At 70.2% G+C, this 21464-nt stretch carries 21 protein-coding genes; 9 read left to right on the forward strand and 12 right to left on the reverse strand.

What is annotated here, in order from left to right:
* Positions 1-242 precede the first annotated feature (242 nt).
* Positions 243-884, reverse strand: coding sequence for a DNA-3-methyladenine glycosylase (locus N4G66_RS07655; protein ID WP_261703215.1), 642 nt, complete (start codon positions 882-884; stop codon positions 243-245).
* A gap of 218 nt (positions 885-1102) precedes the next feature.
* Here N4G66_RS07655 and N4G66_RS07660 point away from each other — a divergent pair, with 218 nt between their 5' ends.
* The 3 genes from N4G66_RS07660 to N4G66_RS07670 all read left to right on the forward strand — a co-directional run bounded on the left by N4G66_RS07660 (position 1103) and on the right by N4G66_RS07670 (position 3117).
* Positions 1103-1888 (forward strand): sporulation protein, encoded by a 786-nt coding sequence (locus N4G66_RS07660; protein WP_261703216.1) that lies wholly within the window; start codon positions 1103-1105, stop codon positions 1886-1888.
* A gap of 38 nt (positions 1889-1926) precedes the next feature.
* Positions 1927-2466 (forward strand): YbhB/YbcL family Raf kinase inhibitor-like protein, encoded by a 540-nt coding sequence (locus N4G66_RS07665; protein ID WP_261703217.1) that lies wholly within the window; start codon positions 1927-1929, stop codon positions 2464-2466.
* 144 nt (positions 2467-2610) lie between these two features.
* Positions 2611-3117: an HNH endonuclease gene (locus N4G66_RS07670; RefSeq protein ID WP_261703218.1), complete on the forward strand. Its 507-nt coding sequence runs from the start codon at positions 2611-2613 to the stop codon at positions 3115-3117.
* A 56-nt stretch (positions 3118-3173) separates the two neighbouring features.
* Here the strand turns inward: N4G66_RS07670 and N4G66_RS07675 are convergent, their stop codons facing one another.
* From N4G66_RS07675 to N4G66_RS07685, 3 genes are all read right to left on the reverse strand, one after another.
* Entirely contained in the window at positions 3174-4133 is a 960-nt protein-coding gene (locus N4G66_RS07675) for an SPFH domain-containing protein (protein WP_261703219.1), read from the reverse strand.
* Between the two features lie 130 nt (positions 4134-4263).
* The gene (locus N4G66_RS07680; RefSeq protein ID WP_261703220.1) at positions 4264-4698 is read right to left on the reverse strand and encodes an NfeD family protein; all 435 of its coding nucleotides are present in this window, start codon (positions 4696-4698) and stop codon (positions 4264-4266) included.
* 95 nt (positions 4699-4793) lie between these two features.
* Positions 4794-5585 carry an ABC transporter ATP-binding protein gene (locus N4G66_RS07685; protein WP_261703221.1) on the reverse strand — a complete coding sequence of 264 codons (792 nt, stop codon included), beginning with the start codon at positions 5583-5585 and terminating at the stop codon, positions 4794-4796.
* A gap of 121 nt (positions 5586-5706) precedes the next feature.
* On the opposite strand from N4G66_RS07685, the gene N4G66_RS07690 reads away from it, so the two are divergent.
* Entirely contained in the window at positions 5707-6495 is a 789-nt protein-coding gene (locus tag N4G66_RS07690) for a hypothetical protein (protein WP_261703222.1), read from the forward strand.
* A 411-nt stretch (positions 6496-6906) separates the two neighbouring features.
* Here N4G66_RS07690 and N4G66_RS07695 read toward each other — a convergent pair whose 3' ends face one another.
* From N4G66_RS07695 to N4G66_RS07705, 3 genes are all read right to left on the reverse strand, one after another.
* Positions 6907-7152 carry a chaplin gene (locus tag N4G66_RS07695; RefSeq protein ID WP_315903620.1) on the reverse strand — a complete coding sequence of 82 codons (246 nt, stop codon included), beginning with the start codon at positions 7150-7152 and terminating at the stop codon, positions 6907-6909.
* Positions 7153-7372: 220 nt separating this feature from the next.
* The gene (locus tag N4G66_RS07700) at positions 7373-8014 is read right to left on the reverse strand and encodes a response regulator (protein WP_261703223.1); all 642 of its coding nucleotides are present in this window, start codon (positions 8012-8014) and stop codon (positions 7373-7375) included.
* Positions 8007-9170, reverse strand: coding sequence for a GAF domain-containing sensor histidine kinase (locus tag N4G66_RS07705; protein ID WP_261703224.1), 1164 nt, complete (start codon positions 9168-9170; stop codon positions 8007-8009). Before N4G66_RS07705 ends, N4G66_RS07700 begins: the two co-directional genes overlap by 8 nt.
* A gap of 184 nt (positions 9171-9354) precedes the next feature.
* On the opposite strand from N4G66_RS07705, the gene N4G66_RS07710 reads away from it, so the two are divergent.
* From N4G66_RS07710 to N4G66_RS07720, 3 genes are all read left to right on the forward strand, one after another.
* Positions 9355-10050 carry an SDR family NAD(P)-dependent oxidoreductase gene (locus tag N4G66_RS07710; RefSeq protein ID WP_261703225.1) on the forward strand — a complete coding sequence of 232 codons (696 nt, stop codon included), beginning with the start codon at positions 9355-9357 and terminating at the stop codon, positions 10048-10050.
* An 8-nt stretch (positions 10051-10058) separates the two neighbouring features.
* The gene (locus N4G66_RS07715; protein ID WP_261703226.1) at positions 10059-11144 is read left to right on the forward strand and encodes an S-adenosylmethionine:tRNA ribosyltransferase-isomerase; all 1086 of its coding nucleotides are present in this window, start codon (positions 10059-10061) and stop codon (positions 11142-11144) included.
* A gap of 322 nt (positions 11145-11466) precedes the next feature.
* On the forward strand, positions 11467-12261 hold the full coding sequence (locus tag N4G66_RS07720; protein ID WP_261703227.1) for a transglycosylase SLT domain-containing protein: 795 nt from the start codon (positions 11467-11469) through the stop codon (positions 12259-12261).
* Between the two features lie 82 nt (positions 12262-12343).
* Here N4G66_RS07720 and N4G66_RS07725 read toward each other — a convergent pair whose 3' ends face one another.
* Positions 12344-14821 (reverse strand): ABC transporter ATP-binding protein/permease, encoded by a 2478-nt coding sequence (locus N4G66_RS07725; RefSeq protein WP_261703228.1) that lies wholly within the window; start codon positions 14819-14821, stop codon positions 12344-12346.
* A 239-nt stretch (positions 14822-15060) separates the two neighbouring features.
* On the opposite strand from N4G66_RS07725, the gene N4G66_RS07730 reads away from it, so the two are divergent.
* Positions 15061-16854 carry a streptophobe family protein gene (locus tag N4G66_RS07730; protein WP_261703229.1) on the forward strand — a complete coding sequence of 598 codons (1794 nt, stop codon included), beginning with the start codon at positions 15061-15063 and terminating at the stop codon, positions 16852-16854.
* Positions 16855-17165: 311 nt separating this feature from the next.
* The gene (gene serB / locus N4G66_RS07735; RefSeq protein ID WP_261703230.1) at positions 17166-18383 is read left to right on the forward strand and encodes a phosphoserine phosphatase SerB; all 1218 of its coding nucleotides are present in this window, start codon (positions 17166-17168) and stop codon (positions 18381-18383) included.
* A gap of 71 nt (positions 18384-18454) precedes the next feature.
* On the opposite strand, the gene N4G66_RS07740 is transcribed toward serB, so the two are convergent.
* The 4 genes from N4G66_RS07740 to N4G66_RS07755 all read right to left on the reverse strand — a co-directional run bounded on the left by N4G66_RS07740 (position 18455) and on the right by N4G66_RS07755 (position 21445).
* Positions 18455-18973 (reverse strand): SixA phosphatase family protein, encoded by a 519-nt coding sequence (locus N4G66_RS07740; RefSeq protein WP_261703231.1) that lies wholly within the window; start codon positions 18971-18973, stop codon positions 18455-18457.
* 390 nt (positions 18974-19363) lie between these two features.
* Positions 19364-19579: a hypothetical protein gene (locus N4G66_RS07745; RefSeq protein WP_261703232.1), complete on the reverse strand. Its 216-nt coding sequence runs from the start codon at positions 19577-19579 to the stop codon at positions 19364-19366.
* A gap of 265 nt (positions 19580-19844) precedes the next feature.
* Positions 19845-19961, reverse strand: coding sequence for an SGM_5486 family transporter-associated protein (locus tag N4G66_RS07750; protein ID WP_261703233.1), 117 nt, complete (start codon positions 19959-19961; stop codon positions 19845-19847).
* A 62-nt stretch (positions 19962-20023) separates the two neighbouring features.
* Complete coding sequence (locus tag N4G66_RS07755) at positions 20024-21445, reverse strand: CynX/NimT family MFS transporter (protein WP_391858772.1); 1422 nt, start codon at positions 21443-21445, stop codon at positions 20024-20026.
* Positions 21446-21464 lie beyond the last annotated feature (19 nt).

Here is a 21464-nt window from a genome sequence, read left to right on the forward strand (position 1 = left end):
TTTGTCTTCCGGCCTTTCAGCGCTTTCGCGTTTCGTGGCCTTTCGACATTCACTACGTTAGCCGAATCCCTCGGCGACTCATAATCGAGTTCCGCGAGTTCGAATTCAGGCATGCAGGCATGCCGAATAAGTCCCCGCTGGAGGGAAGTCGTAGGTAGTGGGTTGGCCGCTCTCGGCTGCTGGCTGAACGCCGTAACCGGTTCAAGCGGCTCGGGCTACATTACGGATCCCTCAGGGGCGCGTCAAGTTGAGCGGCGGCGGGGCGCATGGGCTCGATAAGGGCTCACCGTCGGATCGTCGGCGACCCAGAAACGCCAGGGGTGAACGCCTCCATCGCCGGAGACTCCGGTGCGTGGGCCGTTGCGCACCTGGTCGGAGCCGACAGGGGTGCCACTGAGCAGGGTCAAGGGCGAGCCTTCGGGGCCGCAGGCGTCCGCTCCGTCGAGGGACCGGTCCACCCCCAGTGCCGTCGCGAGGCGTGCCGGCCCTTTGGCCAGTTCCTTGTCGTATCGGGCCGAGAGTCGACGTTTGCGGGCGAGGTCCGCACCCTCGGTGACCTCGCCGGCCCGGAGCAGGACTCCACTGGGTCTGCCCTCCGGACCGCACACCAGGTTCATGCAGTGCCACATGCCGTAGGTGAAGTAGACGTACACATGACCGGGCGGGCCGAACATCACGCCGTTGCGGGCCGTGCGGCCGCGGTAGGCGTGCGAGCCGGGGTCGTTCGGACCGTCGTAGGCCTCGACCTCGGTGAGGCGCAGTTCGATCGGACCGTCCGCAGTGGCGCGTACGAGGACGCGTCCCAGCAGGTCGGGGGCGACGTCCAGTACAGGGCGGTCGAAGAAGTCCCGCGTCAGGGGCGTACGGTCAGGGGCCGCGATCATGGCGTACGAGCGTAGTCCCTCCGTCCTGACCGCCGCGTCGGAGTCCGGAGGGGTTCGGAGCAGTCCGGACGGATGCTTGTCGGCGGGGTGGTCAGAGGTCCCCTCTCTTGTAAGGGTGAGGGCGCGGAACCGGTCGAGGCCGGATCGCGTTTGTAGGGATCAAGGGATCCATACAGACAGAGGACGAAACAGGCATTGCCTGGGGAGGAAGTGACGACATGGGGTTCAAGCGGCTGCTTGCGAGCTTGGGGGCCGGTGGGGCTTCGGTCGAGACGGTGCTGACCGAGGCCAACACCGTTCCGGGCGGCGTCGTCCAGGGCGAGGTGCGGATCCAGGGTGGCTCGGTCGACCAGGCGATCGAGGGTCTGTCGGTCGGCCTTCAGGCCAAGGTCGAGGTCGAGGGCCACGACGACCAGGAGTACAAGCAGAACATCGAGTTCACGAAGCTGCGGCTCGGCGGGGCCTTCCAGCTCCAGGCCGGCGCCGTGCACACGGTTCCGTTCGGTCTGGAGATCCCGTGGGAGACGCCGATCACCATGATCGACGGGCAGAGCCTGCGCGGGATGAACATCGGTGTCACCACCGAGCTGCAGATCGCCCGCGCCATCGACCCGGGTGACCTCGACCCGGTCAACGTGCACCCGCTGCCGGCGCAGAAGGCGATTCTCGACGCCTTCATCCAGCTCGGCTTCCGCTTCAAGAACGCGGACATGGAGAAGGGCCACATCCGCAACACCCGTCAGCGGCTGCCGTTCTACCAGGAGATCGAGTTCTACCCGCCGTCGCAGTACCGCGGGCTGAACCAGGTGGAGCTGAGCTTCGTCGCGGACGACCGTGCGATGGACGTCATCCTGGAGATGGACAAGAAGCCGGGCCTCTTCAGCGAGGGCAGCGACTCCTTCCGCTCCTTCCAGGTGGGACTGCACGACTTCCAGGGCACGGACTGGGCCGGATACCTGAACCAGTGGCTGTCGGAGGTCGGCAGCAAGCGCAGCTGGTTCTAGGCTCGCGGTACGGAATCCGCCGTTCAGGAGGTACTGACGTGACCGAGCTCAAGAAGCCGCCGCTCCCGCACGACTTCCATCCACCGGTGCCGGCGTTCACGGTCGCCAGCGAGGATGTCGAGCCGGGCGCGGTACTGAAGGACGCGCAGGTCTACGCGGCCGGGAACACCTCACCTCAGCTGAGCTGGGAGGGCTTTCCGCCGGAGACCAAGAGCTTCGCCGTGACGTGCTTCGATCCGGACGCCCCGACGGGGAGCGGATTCTGGCACTGGGTGGTGTTCGACATCCCGGTCTCGGTGACGGAGCTGCCGACGGGCGCGGGCAGCGACAAGTTCGACGGTCTGCCCGACGGCGCGGTCCAGGTGCGCAACGACTACGGCTCCAGGGACTTCGGTGGCGCCGCGCCGCCGGCCGGGGATCCCGCCCACCGGTACGTCTTCACGGTGTACGCCGTGGATCAGGAGAAGCTCGGTCCCGACGCGGAAGTGTCGCCCGCCGTGGTGGGCTTCAATCTGCGGTTCCACACACTGGCGCGCGCCCAGTTGATCGGTGAGTACGCCGCCCCCGCCGCAGACTGACGTTCACCGAACGTTTGCCCGCCTCTGGTCATGGAAGTGATCAGGGGCGGGCATTTTTTATTGCGTTGTCCATCTCGGCGTGCCCGGCCAGAGTTGATCCCAGCCCGCCGCAGGTGGGCCGGTGCGCAAGAGGAGGTGGGCTGGATGCGGGACACGCTGGTACTGAACGCGAGCTTTGAGCCGCTGTCGACGGTGACGTTGAACCGAGCCGTCGTTCTGGTGCTGCAGGACAAGGCCGTCGTCGAGCAGGCCCACCCCGAACTGCGCATGCGCGGCGCGGCGTTGGACATACCCGTGCCACGGGTGATCAGGCTCTGCCGCTACGTCCGGGTGCCGTTCCGAAGACAAGCGCCGTGGTCGAGGCGGGGTGTGCTGGTACGCGACCGGCACAGGTGCGCCTACTGCGGCCGCCGGGCCACGACCGTGGACCACGTGGTCCCGCGTGCCCAGGGCGGTCAGGACTCGTGGCTGAACACCGTGGCCTCCTGCGCGGAGGACAATCACCGCAAGGCGGACCGTACTCCGGAGCAGGCGCAGATGCCGTTGCTGCGGCAGCCGTTCGAACCGACGCCCGCGGACGCCATGCTGCTGGCGCTGGGCCAGGACGACTTCGACGCGCTGCCGGAGTGGCTGGCCCAGCCGGCCGCGTAGCCCGTACGACGATGGGGCCCACCTCCTCAGGAGGTGGGCCCCATCGTCGTACGGCATCAGTCCGTGATGGACGGCTTCTCGCGGCGCTCGTTGCCGTCGCCGGAGTCTCTGGAAGAACCCCGGTTGCCCGAACCGCCGCCCAGTCCGCCGAAGTTGCCCATGGCGCCGCTGAGGCCCTTGAGGGCATCGCCGATCTCGCTGGGCACGATCCAGAGCTTGTTGGCGTTGCCCTCGGCGATCTTCGGGAGCATCTGGAGGTACTGGTAGGAGAGGAGCTTCTGGTCCGGGTCTCCGGCGTGGATGGCCTCGAAGACCGTACGGACGGCCTGGGCCTCACCCTCGGCGCGCAGGGCCGCGGCCTTCGCCTCACCCTCGGCGCGCAGGATCGCGGACTGCTTCTCGCCCTCGGCGGTGAGGATCTGCGACTGGCGGATGCCCTCCGCGGTGAGGATCGCGGCGCGCTTGTCGCGGTCGGCGCGCATCTGCTTCTCCATCGAGTCCTGGATGGAGGTGGGCGGTTCGATCGCCTTCAGCTCGACGCGGTTGACGCGGATGCCCCACTTGCCGGTGGCCTCGTCGAGGACGCCGCGCAGGGCCGCGTTGATCTCCTCGCGGGAGGTCAGGGTCCGCTCCAGGTCCATGCCGCCGATGATGTTGCGGAGCGTGGTGACGGTGAGCTGCTCGATCGCCTGGATGTAGCTGGCGACCTCGTACGTGGCGGCCCGCGCGTCGGTGACCTGGTAGTAGATGACGGTGTCGATGTTGACGACCAGGTTGTCCTGGGTGATCACCGGCTGCGGCGGGAACGGGACGACCTGTTCACGCAGGTCGATGCGGTTGCGGATCGAGTCTATGAACGGGACGACGATGTTCAGGCCGGCGTTCAGGGTCCGCGTGTAGCGGCCGAAGCGCTCGACGATGGCGGCGCTGGCCTGTGGGATGACCTGGATGGTCTTGATCAGGGCGATGAAGACCAACACCACCAGAATGATCAGGACGATGATGATCGGTTCCATCGATGCTCCCCGTACCCTTCTCCACTCGGTAATTCCGAAAGATCTCATGGGTGTTGAAGATCTTGCTGGACGAGTGTGACAGAACGTCGTCTGCCACGTGGGGCGTTCGGTTCACTTGTGTTGTCCGAGGTCACATGACGATCGCCGTGGCTCCGTCGATGTCCACGACATCCACTTCCTGGCCCACCTCGTAGGCCTGTCCGGCGTCGAGGGCGCGCGCCGACCAGATCTCTCCGCCGAGCTTGATGCGGCCCCCGCCCGAACTGTCCACGCGTTCCAGGACGATGGCCTGCTTGCCCTTCAACGCCTCGATGCCGGTCGCGAGTCGGGGGCGTTGGGCGCTGTGCCGGGCGGCGATGGGCCGTACGACTCCGATGAGTGCGACCGACACGGCCACGAAGACGAGCACTTGGAGGACGACACCGCCGCCGAGGCCCGCCGCGACCGCCGCGGCGACGGCGCCCACGGAGAACATGCCGAACTCCGGCATCGCGGTCACCACGAGCGGGATGCCGAGTCCGGCCGCCCCGACCAGCCACCACACCCATGCGTTGATGTCGTTCACGTGGTCATGGTAGGACCGCACTCCCCCGGCGGACAGAGCGCACGATCAAGTCGGGTACGCCGGATAAGGGGTGTGTGTCCGCGTGTTTGGCCGGTTCAGGCCATCGGCAGGCCCTGCGCGGTCCAGCGCTCGCCGACCTGCTCGACCACGAGCGGGAGGCCGAAGCAGAGGGAGAGGTTGCGCGAGGTGAGTTCCAGTTCCAGCGGGCCAGCGGCGAGCACCTTGCCCTGACGGATCATCAGGACATGGGTGAAGCCGGGGGCGATCTCCTCGACGTGGTGCGTGACCATGATCATGGAGGGGGCGATCGGGTCGCGGGCGAGCCGGCCGAGGCGGCGCACGAGGTCCTCGCGGCCGCCGAGGTCGAGGCCGGCCGCGGGCTCGTCGAGGAGCAGCAGCTCGGGGTCGGTCATCAGTGCGCGGGCGATCAGGGTGCGCTTGCGCTCGCCCTCGGAGAGGGTGCCGAACCTGCGGTCCAGATAGTCGCTCATGCCGAGACGGTCGAGAAAGGCGCGGGCGCGCCGCTCGTCGATGTCCTCGTAGTCCTCGTGCCACCCGGCGGTCATGCCGTAGGCGGCGGTGAGGACCGTCTGCAGGACCGTCTGGCGCTTGGGGAGCTTCTCGGCCATCGCGATACCGGCGATGCCGATGCGCGGGCGCAGCTCGAAGACGTCGACCTGGCCGAGGGCCTCACCGAGGATCGTGGCGGTGCCCGAGCTGGGGAAGAGGTAGCTGGAGGCGACGTTCAGGAGGGTCGTCTTCCCGGCGCCGTTGGGGCCGAGGATGACCCAGCGCTCCCCCTCCTTGACCGACCAGGAGACCTGGTCCACCAGAGCCCGGCCCTCGCGGACCACGGATACGTCCACCAGCTCCAGTACATCGCTCATGAGCGCGTTGTCTCCCATTGCAGTCTCGGCCGTCGCTTACGTCTGTGGACGAAGCCCCCAGGGAAAACCTACGCCACCGGTCGGCCGCACCGATCCATCGGCCGGTCCTTAGGGTGGGGGCATGCTCTCGGAACCACGCTCAGGACAGCTGACGGCATGGGGAAACGCCCTATTGGCCGGACTTGTTTCCCCGGACGACGCCGTGCTCGCCATCGTCGGGGACGACGCGGTGCACCGGGTCGAGGGGCTGCCCGGCGAGTCCGGGCCCGTCGGGCTCACGCTCGCCCTCGGCCGGCTGCGCACGCTCGGGGTGGCCGGGCTGCGGGTCGCGCTGCCCGCGCCGGGGCATCCGCTCGGGCTCAGCGGACCGCCCGCGTTCAACGCGCGCGCCCTCGACGCCGAGGAGGCCGTGGTCTGTCACGGCGCGGCGCTGGGGCTCGTGCCCGAGGTGTCCGAGGCCGGGCCGACCGGTGATGTGCATGTCGAGGTCGTCTGGCACTGCCTCGCCGTACGCGAGGCGCCGCCCGCCGATGTGCCCTCGCTCGGGGAGGCCGAGCGGGAACTGGCGGAAGCGCTCCGCGACGCGACGGACGTGCTGTCACGGCTGGATGTGGCCGGGTCGGGGCCCGTCGCCGCGGCGGCGATCGAGGCGTACCGGGCGCGGGCCGAGCGGGGGCGGGAGGTGCTGGCCCCCGGGTACCCGCCTCGCGCGGTACGCGTCCTGGAGCTGGCGCAGCGGGTCGGGATGCTGATTTCCGTGGCGTACGAGAGCGGGCACGGCGGCGCGGTGAGTGCCTCTGAGATCGCCGCTCGGGCCGAGGCTCTGCGGCCGGTGGAGCGGACGGCCCGGCGGGCGCAGGTGGCCGCGTACAACGCCTTCGTGGAGGAACGCGAGCGCGGGGTGCGCTGAGCGTCGCTCAGCGCGGAGTGCAGATGCCTTGCGTGGCCCGGGTTCCTCAGGTGCGCGGGCACCTGGGTGCCCTGCTTGCCCGGGGTCATGCGTGGCTCGCGTGCCGGGGCGCGTCGGCCTCCGTGCGTCCAGGGCTTTCGGTTGCCCGGGCGCTTGGGGCCCTTCGCCGCCCAACCGCACGTACCCGACCCCACGCACGCCCGCCGACGAGGCACCGTCGGAGACCTGCGACCTGCGACCCGATCCGAACGACAGCCCCTGGCGCGGGGCACGCGCCCGGACGCTCCGGTCACCGAGGGCGTGGACCCTCGGGTGCCCGAACGCTCGGCTGCCTTCGGTGCTCGGGCCGGTGTGACGCGGAAGGGCCCCGCGAAACGTTTCCGTTCGCGAGGCCCTTGTGGCCGGTGGGGCTCAGCCGTTGACTCCCGCGTTGCCGAACGCCGGGTTCAGGGCGCCGATGACGTTCACGCTGTTGCCGACCACGTTCACCGGGACGTCGACCGGGGCCTGGACGAGGTTGCCGGAGACGACACCCGGGGAGCCCACGGCCTTGCCGCCCGCCGACGCGCCGTCCGCCGCCGAAGCCATGCCCGCACCGGCGGCGACCAGGCCGCCCGCCACCATCGCGACAGCTGTGAACTTCTTCAGGTTCTTCACTTGCGAAACCCCTCCTCGCGAACACCGCGGCAGACCGCCGCAGCGCACTGGAGAACGGCCGGGCCTCACGGAGGATGCGCCGTCCGGGTGACATACACACGACGGTATGAATCTCATTCCGGAGCGGAACCATCCGAGTTGTCGTGGGAAGGCACCGTCCCGCCCGCGCGCCGAGGGAGTGCGCCGGGGCACGGATCCTCTGGTCGGCGGCCCCTGACGATCAGTCCGCGATCCCGTGGCGTACGGCCCAGAGCGCGGCCTGGGTGCGGTCGGCGAGGTCGAGTTTCATCAGGATGTTCGAAACGTGGGTCTTCACCGTCTTCTCGGAGAGGACGAGGGCGCGGGCGATCTCCCGGTTGGACCGGCCGTCCGCGATCAGGCCGAGCACCTCGCGCTCCCGCTCGGTGAGCGAACCACTTCTACCTTGACCCGAGTTGACCTCTTCCTGGGACAACAGGGCACCCGCGACCTCGGGTTGGAGGACGACGTGCCCCGCGTGGACCGAGCGGATGGCTCCGGCCAGCGCGTCGGGGTCCACGTCCTTGTAGACATACCCGGCGGCGCCGGCGCGCAGCGCGGGCACCACCGTGCGCTGCTCGGTGAAGCTGGTGACGATCAGCACGCGCGCGGGGTTGGCGAGTTCGCGGAGTTTGCGCAGCGCGTCGACGCCGTCCATCCCCGGCATCTTGACGTCCATCAGGACGACGTCCGGTTTCAACTCCTCGGCACGGTCGACGCCTTCGGCCCCGTCGGACGCCTCTCCGACTACCTCGATGTCGTCCTGCACTTCGAGGAAGGTGCGCAGTCCCCGGCGGACGACCTGGTGGTCGTCGACGAGCAGCACCTTGATTGCGTCAGCCACCAGGGACCTCCATCTCGATCACGGTGCCCTTTCCGGGCGCCGATTCCACGGTGAGTGTGCCGCCGACCCCGCTCGCCCGGTCCCGCATCGACACCAGGCCCAGATGGCGGCCGGCGCTGCGTATCGCGGTGGGGTCGAAGCCTCCGCCGTCGTCGGTGACGTGCAGGACTGCGCCGGGGCCGCGCCTGTCCAGGGTGACGTCGACGCGGGTGGCGCCGGAGTGCCGCAACGCGTTGTGCAGGGCCTCCTGGGAGACCCTCAGCATGGCCTCCTCCTGGGAGGCGGGCAGCGCTCGTACACCGTGGCTGGAGAAGGTCACGCGCGCGGAATGGGCGCGGTCGAGGACCTGGATCTGGGTGCGCAGGGTGGCGACCAGCCCGTCCTCGTCGAGGGCGGCGGGGCGCAACTCGACCACGGCGGCGCGCAGTTCTTCGGTGGCCTCCGCCGCGAGCGCGGCCACGTGCTGCAGTTCGCCCTTGGCGCGGGAGGGGTCGCGGTCGACGAGGGTGGCGGCGGCCTGCGCGGTGAGGCGCAGCGAGAACAGCTTCTGGCTGACGGCGTCGTGCAGCTCGTGCGCGAGCCGGGAGCGCTCCTCGGCGATCGTGAGCTCGCGGCTGCGCTCGTAGAGCCGGGCGTTGGTCAGGGCGATCGCCGCGTGCTGGGCGAGGATCGTGAGGAGTTCCTCGTCGTCCTCGGTGAAACCGCACCTGCCGTCCGGCTCGGGGCACGGCTGTCCCTCAGGACGCAACTTGTTCGCGAGGAAGAGTGCGCCGATGATCTCGTCGCCGTCGCGGATGGGCAGGCCCAGGAAGTCGGACATGTCGGGGTGGGCCGCGGGCCAGCCCTCGAAGCGGGGGTCCTTGCGCACGTCGGCCAGGCGCTCGGGGCGGGCCTCGCGCAGCATCGCGGCGAGGATGCCGTGCTGGCGCGGGAGCGGTCCGATGGCTTTCCACTGCGCGTCGCTGACCCCGTCGACGACGAACTGGGCGAAGCCTCCGTGGTCGTCGGGCACGCCCAGCGCCGCGTACTGCGCGTCGAGCAGTTCGCGCGCCGAAGCGACGATCGTCTTGAGGACGTCACGCACTTCGAGATGCCTGCTCATGGCCAGCAGCGCGGAGCTCACCGCGTACAGGCCCGACCGGGGTCCTTGACTCATGACCCCAAACTACCGGCGGGGTGTGACAGCGCGTATCGGACCCGTGATGACGCCGGCCGGGCCATTGGGCCTAGGACGAAGGGCCCCTGATCATTGCGGCCCGCGCACGAGGCGGCGGGGCGGACCCGGTTCCTACCGTGAGGACACCCGCCGGGAAGGCGGCTGCAGCGAGGGGACGGATGTCATGCCGGTAGCGATCATCACGGGGGCTTCGAAGGGGTTGGGGAGGGCGTTCGGCGCGGCTCTGGCGGAGCGCGGCTGGGATCTGGTGCTCGACGCCAGGACGGCCGGAGTGCTGGAGGAGACCGCGAAGGCGCTGTCCGCGTACGGGACGCGCGTGGAGGCCCTGCCCGGAGACGTGACGGACGCCGGTCACCGTGCCGGGCTGGTGGCGGCGGCCCGGAAGCTGGGGGGTGTCGACCTGCTCGTGAACAACGCGAGCGCGCTGGGCGCCGAGCCGCTGGTGCGCCTGGAGGAGCTGGGCCTGGACGGGCTGCGGCAAGCTCTGGAGGTCAATGTGGTCGCCGCGCTGGGCCTGATCCAGGAGGCACTGCCGCTGCTGAGGGCGGCCGGGGCCGGCACGGTCGTCGCCGTCAGCTCGGACGCCGCGGCGGAGGCGTACGAGACGTGGGGCGGCTACGGCGCCTCGAAGGCCGCTCTCGACCATCTCTCGGCGGTTCTCGCCGAGGAGGAGCCCGGCCTGCGGGTGTGGGCGGTGGACCCCGGGGACATGGGCACGGACCTCTATGCGGCGGCCGTACCGGACGACGACGGTCCGCGGCCGGCGCCCGACAGTGTGGTTCCGGCCTTTCTGCGCCTGCTCGACGAACGGCCGGCCAGTGGGCGCTACACGGCCGCGGCCCTGCTGGAGGAGCGGTGACGACGGCGATGGGGGTTCCTCCGGTCGGGCGCGGCCGGGAGTGGGGAAGCGTTCCGAAGGAGCTGTCGGCCCGGGTGCCCGCGGAGCAGCGCGGTCCCGGCCGTGACCGGGACTCCGTACGGCTGCTGGTGTCGCGCGGTACCGAGGTGTCGCATCACCGGTTCGTGGAGCTGCCCCGGCAGCTGAGGGCCGGTGACCTGCTGATCGTCAACACCTCGGCCACCCTGGCGGCGGCCGTGGACGGACGGATCGGCCACGCGCGCGTGGTGGTGCACTTCTCCACGCGTGGCGACGACGGGCGGTGGGCGGTCGAGCTGCGGGATCCCGACGGAAGGGGGACCACGCGTGCGCGTGCGGGCGGCCCCGCGGGGACAGTGGTGCGCCTGCCCGGGGACGTACGCCTCGTTCTGGAGGAGCCGCTGAGCGCGCGCGGTCAGCGGCTGTGGTGGGGGCGGGTGCCGGACGCGGACGTACGGGGACTGCTGCGGCGGCACGGGCGGCCCATTCGCTACTCCTATACGGACCGGGACCAGCCGCTGTCCGTGTACCAGACGGTGTTCGCGCTGCCGTCGGACGACGGCGCGGGGAGCGCGGAGATGCCGAGCGCTGCACGCCCCTTCACCGCGCGGCTGGTGGCGGAGCTGGTGAGCCGCGGAGTGCAGTTCGCGCCGGTCACGCTGCACACGGGGGTCGCGTCGGCGGAGGCGCACGAGCCGCCGTATCCCGAGCGGTACGAGGTGCCGGCGGTGTCGGCCCGGTTGATCAACGCGGCGCGGGCCGGCGGGGGCCGGATCATCGCGGTCGGTACGACGGCCGTGCGGGCCGTGGAGTCCGCGACCGGCGCGGACGGGCTGGTCCGGGCGGCGAAGGGCTGGACCGGCCTCGTGGTGACCCCGGAGCACGGGGTGCGGGCCGTCGACGGGCTGCTGACCGGGCTGCACGAGCCGGAGGCCTCGCATCTGCTGATGCTGGAGGCGATCGCGGGGAGGGCGGCGATCGACCGCGGGTACGAGGAGGCACTGCGTATGCGCTACCTCTGGCACGAATTCGGGGACGTGCACCTCATCCTCCCGGAGGAGGGCCCTCACTCTTAGCATTGCTCTCGCAACTGCCGGTCAGATCGGCCTGGGGCCCATGTGAGCCCGCACATAGGGTCCAGGTCACGTACGAAGGAGCATAGGAGATAAAAGGGACAAGATGACCAGGGAAGACGTGCCAGTCTGCCCCGATTTGCCCCTTCCGTGTCCACTATCCGACTTCGTAGGTCACACCTTTGCCACAGCATTTTGCGGCCGCTAAGAATTGCGTTGTCGCTCAGCGCGGCGGGTTCTCCCCCGCAGCGTTTGTTCCGGAAACACACAGTCCCCCGCCGGGACGAAGAGCGACCTCCGCGCTATTCGAAGAGGTCCATCAGTCATGCCCAAGAACATCAACACTCCTGGTCATCGTCCGACGCTGACCAAGCTCCACAAGCTCTCGATCGCCGGTGTGGCCACCCTCGGTGCCGCCGCCCTCGCGTTCTCCCTGGTGCCGGACAACTCGCACACCACCACGGACGACGCCGCCGCCCCCACGGCACAGGTCGCCTACAGCGAGCACCAGATCAAGGACGTCAAGGCCGGCGTCACCGGCCCGCTGGCCGGCGCCGACCTGAAGGCGCAGGCCATCGCGGCGAAGCAGAAGGCCGCGACCGACTCCGCGGCCGCGGCGAAGAAGAAGGCCGCCAACGCGGTGGCCGCGAAGCACAAGGCGGCCGCCCAGGCCGCGAAGAAGAAGACGGCCGCGCACGCAGCGGCGAAGAAGAAGGCCGCAGCGTCGCGCGCCGAGTCCGCCGTCGCGAGCCGCTCCACGCAGCGCATCAAGCTCGAGACGGTCGCCGCGAAGACGTACGCCAACAACCTCGACGGCTGGATCCGCGAGTCCCTCGACATCATGAAGTCGAAGGGCATCCCCGGCTCCTACGAGGGCCTGCACCGCAACATCCTTCGTGAGTCCTCGGGCAACCCGATGGCCATCAACGACTGGGACATCAACGCCATCAACGGCATCCCGTCGAAGGGTCTGCTGCAGGTCATCCCGCCGACGTTCAAGGCGTACCACGTGGCCGGTACCTCGTGGGACATCTACAACCCGGTCGCCAACATCACCGCCGCCGCCAACTACGCGGCCGACAAGTACGGTTCCATGGACAACGTGAACAGCGCGTACTGAGGACTCAGCGCGGAGTTCCCACACAGACGCCGAAGGGCGGCACCCCGATCAGGGGTGCCGCCCTCGCGTCGTTCCCGGGCCTCTACTTGCGCATGACCTCGGGCTCGTGGCGGCGCAGGAAGCGGGCCACGAAGAAGCCGCAGGCGACACCGAGGACGATCAGCGCGATCATGTCCACGGTCCAGGCCCCGGCCGTGTGGTTCCACAGCGGGTCCGTGCTCGTCGGGTCGTCCTGGTTCGGGAAGATGTTGTTCAGGTCCAGCGTGGCCCCGGACGCGGCCACCGCCCAGCGGGCCGGCATCAGGTACGAGAACTGGTTGACGCCCACGGTGCCGTTCAGGATGAACAGACAGCCGGTGAAGACGACCTGGACGATCGCGAACATGACCAGGAGCGGCATGGTCTTCTCCGCGGTCTTCACCAGCGAAGAGATGATCAGGCCGAACATCATCGACACGAAGCCGAGAGCCATGATCGGCAGCGTGAGCTCGACCTTGGGCAGGCTCTTGAGGATCAGACCCTCGGACGGGACCTCGCGGCTGCCGAAGCCGATGGCGCCGACCAGAGCGCCCTGCAGCATGGTGATCACACCGAGGACGATCACCTTGGACATCAGGTACGCCGAACGCGACAGACCCGTCGCGCGCTCCCGCTCGTAGATCACCCGTTCCTTGATCAGCTCACGGACCGAGTTGGCGGCGCCCGCGAAGCACGCGCCGACCGCGAGGATCAGGAGCACGGTCGTGGCCGTGCCGTTCGCGACATGGGCGCCCGAGGGCAGCACCTTGTCGTTGACCAGCAGCGTCTTGCCGTTGTCGATGAGCAGGCTGACCGAGCCCAGGACAGCGGGCAGGATCACCGTCAGCGCGAGGAAGCCCTTGTCCGACACGATCACCGAGGTGTAGCGGCGCATCAGCGTCATCAGCTGGGAGCCCCAGCTCTGCGGCTTCGGCGGCTTCATCGCCTGCGCGGACGGCATCTGCGTCGACTGCGGAGCCACCGCGTCGATGTCCGCCGCGTACATCTGGTAGTGCTGCGAGCCCTTCCAGCGGCCGGCCCAGTCGTAGTCGCGGTAGTTCTCGAACGAGGAGAAGACGTCGGCCCAGGTCTCGTAGCCGAAGAAGTTCAGCGCCTCCTCCGGCGGACCGAAGTAGGCGACGGACCCGCCGGGCGCCATGACCAGGAGCTTGTCGCAGATCGCCAGCTCGGCCACCGAGTGCGTGACGACGAGGACCGTACGGCCGTCGTCGGCGAGGCCGCGCAGCAGCTGCATGACATCGCGGTCCATGCCCGGGTCGAGACCGGAGGTCGGCTCGTCCAGGAAGATCAGCGACGGCTTGGTGAGCAGCTCCAGGGCCACCGAGACGCGCTTTCGCTGGCCACCGGAGAGGGAGGTGACCTTCTTCTCCTTGTGGATGTCCAGCTTCAGCTCGCGCAGCACCTCGTCTATGCGCGCCTCGCGCTCCTCGCCCGTGGTGTCGGCGGGGAAGCGCAGCTTGGCTGCGTACTTGAGGGCCTTCTTGACGGTCAGCTCCTTGTGCAGGATGTCGTCCTGCGGGACCAGACCGATGCGCTGACGCAGCTCGGCGAACTGCTTGTACAGGTTCCGGTTGTCGTAGAGGACGTCACCCTGGTTGGCGGGGCGATAGCCCGTGAGCGCCTTCAGGAGCGTCGACTTGCCGGAGCCCGACGGGCCGATGACCGCGACGAGCGACTTCTCGGGTACGCCGAAGGAGACGTCCTTGAGGATCTGCTTGCCGCCGTCGACGGTGACCGTCAGGTGGCGGGCCGAGAAGGAGACCTCACCGGTGTCGACGAACTCCTCGAGCCGGTCGCCGACCAGACGGAAGGTCGAGTGGCCGACGCCGACGATGTCGTTCGGGCCGAGCAGCGCGGAGCCGCCCTTGGTGATCGGCATACCGTTGACGTACGTGCCGTTGTGCGAGCCGAGATCGCGGATCTCGAAGCGGCCGTCCGGCGTCGCGTGGAACTCGGCGTGGTGGCGGGAGACCTGGAGGTCGGAGACCACCAGTTCGTTCTCCAGCGCACGGCCTATGCGCATCACGCGGCCGAGCGAGAACTGGTGGAAGGTCGTCGGGCTTCGGTCGCCGTAGACCGGCGGCGCCCCCGCGCCACCACCGGGTCCCTGCTGCTGCGGAATGCCCGCCGCCTGCTGCGGTTGCTGCGAGGCCGGCGCCTGCGGCGTCGGCTGCTGGGCCCAGCCGGGGCCCGCGCCCTGCGCCGCGAACGGCTGTGCCACCGGGGCCGCGGCACCGGACACGCTCAGCCGCGGTCCGTCGGTCGCGTTGCCGAGGTGCACGGCCGAACCGGGCCCGATCTCCAACTGGTGGATCCGCTGCCCCTGTACGAACGTGCCGTTGGTGCTCCCGTGGTCCTCGATGACCCAACTACGGCCGTTCCAGCTGATCGTGGCGTGACGCCAGGAGACCCTGGCATCATCGAGCACGATGTCCCCCTGCGGATCACGTCCGAGGGTGTGAGGCCTGGACGCGTCGAGCGTCCAGGTCCGTCCATTCAATTCCAGTACGAGTTCCGGCACTCCAGCCCCACTGAGTTGTCCCCCGAGCTACCCCCATCACAGGGAGTCTAGGGATGTCGAACATCGTGGGGAACTATTTCAGTACAGGCCCCCTGACCGAAAGTCGGGCCTTGTGAAGGATGGCTACGGGCGGGTTGCCCGTTTCCGTTGACGGGGTTGAAACCGGCCCGGAGAGTGGTAATCCCACGCGAGGGGGACATTCGCGGGGATCACCGCGGCGCGGATCGGGGGGTCTGGCGATGAGCATCGGGACCATGCACCACGGCGGGAACACCAGGGGCGCGCCGTGGGGGGATGTGCTGTTGTCCGCGATCGCCTCCGTGAGCTGGGCGTTGATCGGCATGGCGGGTACCGCCGCGCTCGGTCTGCACCTGCTCGGGGCGGATACGGCGGCCTCGCTCGGCCCCATGACCGCCGCGGTGGTGGCTCTCGGGGCAGGCGGCACGGTGACGCCGTCCGGCAACGTCTCCGCCTTCGGGCTGAAGGGAGCGGAGGCGCACACCGCCATCCAGCTCACGCCGCTGGGCGTCGGGCTGGTCGGCGCCCTGCTGATGTCGTGGTTCTTCCTACGGTCCTTGCGCGGGGCCGGAGTTGTCATCGCTCCGGCCGAACTCCTGGCGCGGGCGGGCTCGGTGATCGTCCTGTTCGTGGCGACACTGGGCGGGCTCGCCTGGGCCGGCCACGACGTCATCACGATCGACGGCGGCAAACTCGGGCTCGACAAGGTCACGGGCGGTGGCGGCGGGCTCGGTGACATCACGGACAAACTCCCGGGCGGACTCGGGGACCTCGGCGGTCTGCTGCCCGGCAAGATCGGCGACCTCGTGAAGGCGAAGGCGGCCGTCGGCTTCTCCGTCGACACCGCGCCGACGCTGCTCGGCGGCGCCGCCTGGGCCGCCGGAGTCCTGCTGATCGCCCTGCTGGCCTCCCGGCGCACGCCGTTGCCGCGCGGCTGGGACGCCGTGCACCGCGTGGTGAGGCCGGCCGCCTCCTCGCTCGTCGCCGTCCTGCTCGTCGCCGTCCTGGCCGGGCTCGCGGCGGCGGCCTACGCGGCGATCGGCGACGCCCACCCGAAGCGGATCGCGGGAGCGGCGCTGCTCGGCGCGCCCAACGGTGTGTGGCTCGCGATCCCCCTCGGCCTCTTCGTCCCCTGGGACGGCAAAGCCACCGGCGAACTCGCCAAACTGCTCCCCGACCCCCTCGACAGGCTGCTGACCGTCGATGCGTCCCGGCCCGTCACGCTCGGGCGGCTCGCCGAACTCGACGGACGCGTATGGCTGTTGGGGGTCGCTGTCGTTCTGATGATGCTGTACGCGGGCGTTCTGACGGCTGCGCGTACGCCATTTGTACGGGCGGGGCATGGCGCCGTTGCGGGAGCGGGGAATGCCTCGGATGTACGGGGTGACAGTCCCCTGCGGTTCGCCGGGCGCTGCGCACTTCGGCTCGGCGTCGTGACGGCGCTGACCGTGCCGCTGCTCGCATGGCTGACGGAGGTGTCGGTGGACGCTTCCCTGTCCGTGCTGGGGTTCGACGCGTTCGGGGCAGGGATCGAGTTGCACGGGCGGCTGGGGGTGGCGTTGGTGCTGGGGGCTCTCTGGGGGGCGGGGGCCGGTGCTGTGGGGGCGTTGCTCGCCTGTGCGAGTGGGGCCGCGGGGCGGAGGGCTGCGGGGTTGGCACGGGGTGACTTGGGGGGTGGGGGCTCTGGGGGTCCTGGGGAGCTCGGCAGTGCGGGTGCGGGTGTCGGCGGGAGTGCTGGGCCGTACCGGCCCCGGGGGTCGTACCGGGCGCCCAACCCCGACACCAATCCGTATCTGAAGGTGCCGGACGAGCTGCGGGAGCCGGAGGATCGGGGGCCGGCGCCGAGGGGTTCGCGGGCGCCTGGTGACGTGTACGGGGCGCCCACCGTGGTGGGGCCGATCGGGCGCCCGCCGAGGCGGAGGCAGGACGGGCCACCACCGCTGCCTCCTCCGCCGCCGCCCGTTCCACCCTCACCGGACGAGGGGCCGCCGCCTCCGCGCAGGCCCCGGCGTTGAGGAGCGGGAGTGCGTGGGGCATGAGGCGTCGCCCGTTCCGTGCATTCTCCGGTTGCGGGGTCAAGATTCAGCCCCTCCGGCGCTTGAGGAGCGGGATCCCGGGCGGAGCCCCGGATTATGGGGCCGCGGGACCCTGGGTGAGGGGAAACCGGCGGGTTCGGGGAGCTGTCGTGGGATGTTGCGGACGCCCCGCGCAGCGGGGGTGGTCCGTTCGTCACCCGTGTGCCGTTTGGGTGTCACCCAGTGTTCCGTGTCCGCTGGGCGGACCGGGCGGGCGGGAGGCACTGGGTGCCGGATACGGTGGGAGCACCATGAGCGCTTCGCAGACCTCTGATGTGCCCACCCTTCTTGTCAAGATCTTCGGCAAGGACCGGCCCGGCATCACCGCCGGACTCTTCGACACCCTCGCCGCCTACTCCGTCGACGTGGTCGACATCGAGCAGGTCGTCACCCGGGGCCGGATCGTGCTGTGCGCGCTCGTGACCGAGCCGCCCGCCGGCCTCGAAGGTGATCTGCGGGCCACCGTCCACAGCTGGGCGGAGTCGATGAAGATGCAGGCGGAGATCATCTCCGGCCTCGGTGACAACCGCCCGCGCGGATCCGGACGTTCGCTGGTCACGGTGCTCGGACACCCGCTCACCGCGGAGTCGACGGCCGCCATCGCCGCGCGCATCACGAAGACCGGCGGCAACATCGACCGTATCTTCCGACTGGCCAAGTACCCGGTGACCGCGGTCGAGTTCGCCGTGTCCGGTACGGAGACCGAGACACTGCGCACCGCGCTGGTGACCGAGGCCTCGGCACTCGGTGTGGACATCGCCGTGGTGGCCGCGGGCCTGCACCGCCGGGCCCAGCGTCTTGTCGTGATGGATGTGGACTCCACCCTCATCCAGGACGAGGTGATCGAGCTCTTCGCCGCGCACGCCGGGTGCGAGGACGAGGTCGCCGGGGTCACGGCGGCCGCGATGCGGGGCGAGCTGGACTTCGAGCAGTCCCTGCACGCGCGCGTGGCGCTCCTCGAAGGGCTGGACGCGTCGGTCGTGCAGAAGGTGCGCGAGGAGGTTCGGCTGACGCCGGGCGCGCGCACCCTGATCCGTACGCTGAAGCGACTCGGCTTCCAAGTCGGTGTCGTCTCCGGCGGGTTCACGCAGGTGACCGACGATCTCAAGGAGCGGCTCGGGCTCGACTTCGCCCAGGCCAACACGCTGGAGATCGTCGACGGGAAACTGACCGGCCGGGTCACCGGGGAGATCGTGGACCGGGCGGGCAAGGCGCGGCTGCTGCGCCGGTTCGCCGCCGAGGCCGGGGTTCCGCTGGCCCAGACCGTGGCGATCGGCGACGGCGCCAACGATCTCGACATGCTCAACGCCGCCGGCCTCGGGGTCGCGTTCAACGCCAAGCCGGTCGTGCGCCAGGCCGCGCACACCGCGGTGAACTTCCCGTTCCTCGACACGGTCCTGTATCTGCTGGGCGTCACCCGTGAAGAGGTCGAGGCCGCCGACATGCATGAGGACGACAACGCTCACTGAGTGACGTCCTACGACGGACGGGGGCCCGGCACCGTGGCGGTGCCGGGCCCCCGTCCGTCGTAGGGGTGGGCTCACTCCGTCGGAGCCCAGTAGTCGGTCAGGGCGCCCGATCCGGGCTCCAGGGACTTCCAGGGGCCGTCGAAAGAGAGCACCGCGAAGGCGGCGGTGTGGAAACCGTGGGCGTCCATACGCGTACGGGTGTCACCCTCGGCCCGGCCCGCCAGGACGTCGGCGAGGCCGTGCACGCCCGGGTTGTGACCGATCAGGATCACGTTGTGCGCGTCGTCCGGGGTTTCGTTGAGCACGGCGATCAGCTCGCCCGGCGAGGCTTCGTAGAGCCGCTCCTCATAGACCGTTTTCGGCCGGTGCGGGAGCTCCTGGACGGCATGCTTCCACGTCTCGCGGGTACGGATCGCGGTGGAGCAAAGGGCCAGGTCCAGGGGGATGCCGGTGTCTGCCAGCCTGCGTCCGGCGACGGCGGCGTCCATGCGGCCCCGGTCGGCGAGCGGCCGCTCGTGGTCGGACATCTGCGGCCAGTCGGCTTTCGCATGCCGGAAGAGGACAATCCTGCGGGGTTCTGCGACGCTCATGCGTCCCAGCTTCGCACGAAACATGCCATGGGGCGCAGGGAGTTGATGCGGTCCCCCGGCGGGGCTGACGCCCTGCCCCGTCAGGGGTGAAGCCGTGCCCCTTGGGGGGTCAAACGGTCTCCCCGGGTTGCGGGTGGCGGCCGTCTGTGGGGGATGGCGCGATCCGGGATGCCCCGATGCGGCATGGCTCATTTGCGGCGGGTGGGGCAGTCCTGCCCGGTGGCGGGTGCCGCGGCGAGGGCGGGAGCTGCGGCAACGGTTGTCGCGGGGCATTGCCTGCCGGGGTGGCATGGGTTGCCGGGGTCCGGCCGGTGAAGCGGGTGGCCGGCGGGCCGGGCCGTGGGCGTCGGAGGCACTCGTGTGCACGGCACCAAGCGGGGCCTCGGCGACTCACGGAGCGTTGCGCAGGACCGCCTGCTGGACGCGCTCGAACATGTGGGTGATCGCCGGGTCGCTGCCCGCGGCGTGCGCGTCCGCCGGGTTGAGGATCATGAGCAGCAGGGTGATGAAAGCGAGCGTCGGCAGGGCGAGGGCCCACCAGGGCAGTCGGATGTCCACGCGGCCCGTGGTCGCCGGGTGGGGCCGGGTGTGCGTATGGGCCGACATGCCGCCTCCGTGAGTCTTCGAGTGGTTCCCGGGCCGCGTCTCGCGGTCACAACTCGAAGTTACGGACTCCGCGGCCCTCGACCCATCCGGTGATCCACCCACTTGACCCTGACACTCACCCCCTAGGGGACGGGGGGTTACCCCTACCCTCGGGCCCGCAGGCGGGTCGGCGTCGGAGAGGGCACGTTCCGGAGGGGCGTGCGAGGTGCTACGGCACCGGTGCGGCGGCGGCCGGCGTGACGTCGGCGGCCGGGGGCTCTGTCGTTCAGCGTGACGCGATGGACGCGATGACGCCGATGATCACGGTGATGGCCAGCATCGCGCCGAGCACGAGCAGCAGCTTCTTCTGGCCGTTCTGGGGGTTCGGGTCGAGCACAGGCATGGCGCCAGTCTGGCACTCCCGGTCCGCTCCGCCGCCGCCGGGGCCCGTTTCCCGGAACCGGGTCATGCGGCGGCCTCGTCCTCCACCGTGCGGTTGCGGCCGGCCAGGATGCCGACGCCGATCTGCGGGACCATCAGCCCGGCCATCATCGCGAGCGGCAGGCCCCAGCCGCCGCTGTGCTGGTAGAGCACACCCACGAGCAGCGGGCCCGGGATCGAGAGCAGATAGCCGGTGCTCTGGGCGAACGCCGACAGCTTGGCGACACCGGCACCGGTCCGGGCCCGCATGCCGACCATGGTGAGGGCCAGCGGAAAGGCGCAGTTGGAGATGCCGAGCAGCAGGGCCCAGGCCCAGGCACCCGCCGCCGGGGCCAGATACAGGCCCGCGTATCCGGCGAGGCCGCAGAGGCCGAGTGCGACCACGATCGGCCCTTGGTGGGGCAGGCGGATGGCGAGGCGCGGGATGACGAAGGCCAGCGGCACGCCCATCACCATGGTGACGGCGAGAAGCAGTCCGGCGGTGCCCGCGGCGACGCCCGCGTCGCGGAAGATCTGTGCCATCCACCCCATCGTGATGTAGGCGGCGGTGGCCTGGAGGCCGAAGAAGACGGCGAGCGCCCAGGCCGTAGGGCTGCGGGTGATGCGCAGCCCGTCGGGCTCGTGCCGGGTGGCGACGGCGGGAGCGGGCCCCAGGTCACCGGTGCGGGCAGCGGCGGCAGCAGCAGGTTTACGGTCACCGGTACGGCCCGCCTCGGACGCGGCGGGCCCGAGGGCACCGGTACGGGTTGCGACGGCAGCGGCGGGCCCACGGTCACGGAAATCGGTGCCCCGCGCTCGTACCAGCAGAATCCACGGGAGGACGGCCACCGCCGCGAGGCCCGCCCACACCACGAGTCCGGACTGCCACTCGCCGCCCAGGGCGTCGGTCACGGGAACGGTCACCGCGGCGGCGGCCGAGGTGCCGAGCGCGAGGGCCATCGAGTACAGGCCCGTCATGGAGCCGACCCTGTCCGGGAACCAGCGCTTGACGATCACCGGCATCAGGACGTTGCTGACGGCGATGCCCATGGCCGCGAGCGCGCTCGCGGCCAGGAAGCCGGCCGTGCCGCCGATGTACGGGCGCACGGCCAGGCCCGTCGTGATGGCGACCATGCCCGCGCAGACGACGGTGGCGGGCCCGAAGCGGCGGGCGAGCCGCGGCGCCGTCACACCGAAGACGGCGAAGCACAGGGGCGGTACGGAGGTGAGCAGTCCGGCGACGCCGCCGCTCATGCCGAGGCCGTCGCGCACCTCTTCGAGCAGGGCGCCGAGGCTCGTGATGGCCGGGCGCAGGTTGAGTGCGGCGAGGACGATGCCGGCGACCACGAGCCGCGTCGTCCACGCGCGCGGGGCGGGCGTTTCGGGTGCCGTGCTCTCGGCGGAGCGGCGTATCGCTGGGGACGTCATCGTCGTCCGGGTCTCCTCGGTGGCCATGCCACCCATCATAGAATCATGGGATGATTGG

The sequence above is a fragment of the Streptomyces rhizosphaerihabitans genome, from assembly GCF_025399795.1.
GTDB classification, from domain to species: Bacteria; Actinomycetota; Actinomycetes; order Streptomycetales; family Streptomycetaceae; genus Streptomyces; species Streptomyces rhizosphaerihabitans.

What these genes read in the sequence shown, in the direction of transcription:
- N4G66_RS07655 (WP_261703215.1), bottom strand. Translation starts at nt 884, where the DNA reads ATGATCGCGGCCCCTGACCGTACGCCCCTGACGCGGGACTTCTTCGAC.
- N4G66_RS07660 (WP_261703216.1), top strand. Translation starts at nt 1,103, where the DNA reads ATGGGGTTCAAGCGGCTGCTTGCGAGCTTGGGGGCCGGTGGGGCTTCG.
- N4G66_RS07670 (WP_261703218.1), top strand. Translation starts at nt 2,611, where the DNA reads ATGCGGGACACGCTGGTACTGAACGCGAGCTTTGAGCCGCTGTCGACG.
- N4G66_RS07675 (WP_261703219.1), bottom strand. Translation starts at nt 4,133, where the DNA reads ATGGAACCGATCATCATCGTCCTGATCATTCTGGTGGTGTTGGTCTTC.
- N4G66_RS07685 (WP_261703221.1), bottom strand. Translation starts at nt 5,585, where the DNA reads ATGAGCGATGTACTGGAGCTGGTGGACGTATCCGTGGTCCGCGAGGGC.
- N4G66_RS07690 (WP_261703222.1), top strand. Translation starts at nt 5,707, where the DNA reads ATGCTCTCGGAACCACGCTCAGGACAGCTGACGGCATGGGGAAACGCC.
- N4G66_RS07705 (WP_261703224.1), bottom strand. Translation starts at nt 9,170, where the DNA reads ATGAGTCAAGGACCCCGGTCGGGCCTGTACGCGGTGAGCTCCGCGCTG.
- N4G66_RS07710 (WP_261703225.1), top strand. Translation starts at nt 9,355, where the DNA reads ATGCCGGTAGCGATCATCACGGGGGCTTCGAAGGGGTTGGGGAGGGCG.
- N4G66_RS07715 (WP_261703226.1), top strand. Translation starts at nt 10,059, where the DNA reads ATGGGGGTTCCTCCGGTCGGGCGCGGCCGGGAGTGGGGAAGCGTTCCG.
- N4G66_RS07720 (WP_261703227.1), top strand. Translation starts at nt 11,467, where the DNA reads ATGCCCAAGAACATCAACACTCCTGGTCATCGTCCGACGCTGACCAAG.
- N4G66_RS07730 (WP_261703229.1), top strand. Translation starts at nt 15,061, where the DNA reads ATGAGCATCGGGACCATGCACCACGGCGGGAACACCAGGGGCGCGCCG.
- serB (WP_261703230.1), top strand. Translation starts at nt 17,166, where the DNA reads ATGAGCGCTTCGCAGACCTCTGATGTGCCCACCCTTCTTGTCAAGATC.
- N4G66_RS07740 (WP_261703231.1), bottom strand. Translation starts at nt 18,973, where the DNA reads ATGAGCGTCGCAGAACCCCGCAGGATTGTCCTCTTCCGGCATGCGAAA.
- N4G66_RS07745 (WP_261703232.1), bottom strand. Translation starts at nt 19,579, where the DNA reads ATGTCGGCCCATACGCACACCCGGCCCCACCCGGCGACCACGGGCCGC.
- N4G66_RS07750 (WP_261703233.1), bottom strand. Translation starts at nt 19,961, where the DNA reads ATGCCTGTGCTCGACCCGAACCCCCAGAACGGCCAGAAGAAGCTGCTG.
- N4G66_RS07755 (WP_391858772.1), bottom strand. Translation starts at nt 21,445, where the DNA reads ATGATGGGTGGCATGGCCACCGAGGAGACCCGGACGACGATGACGTCC.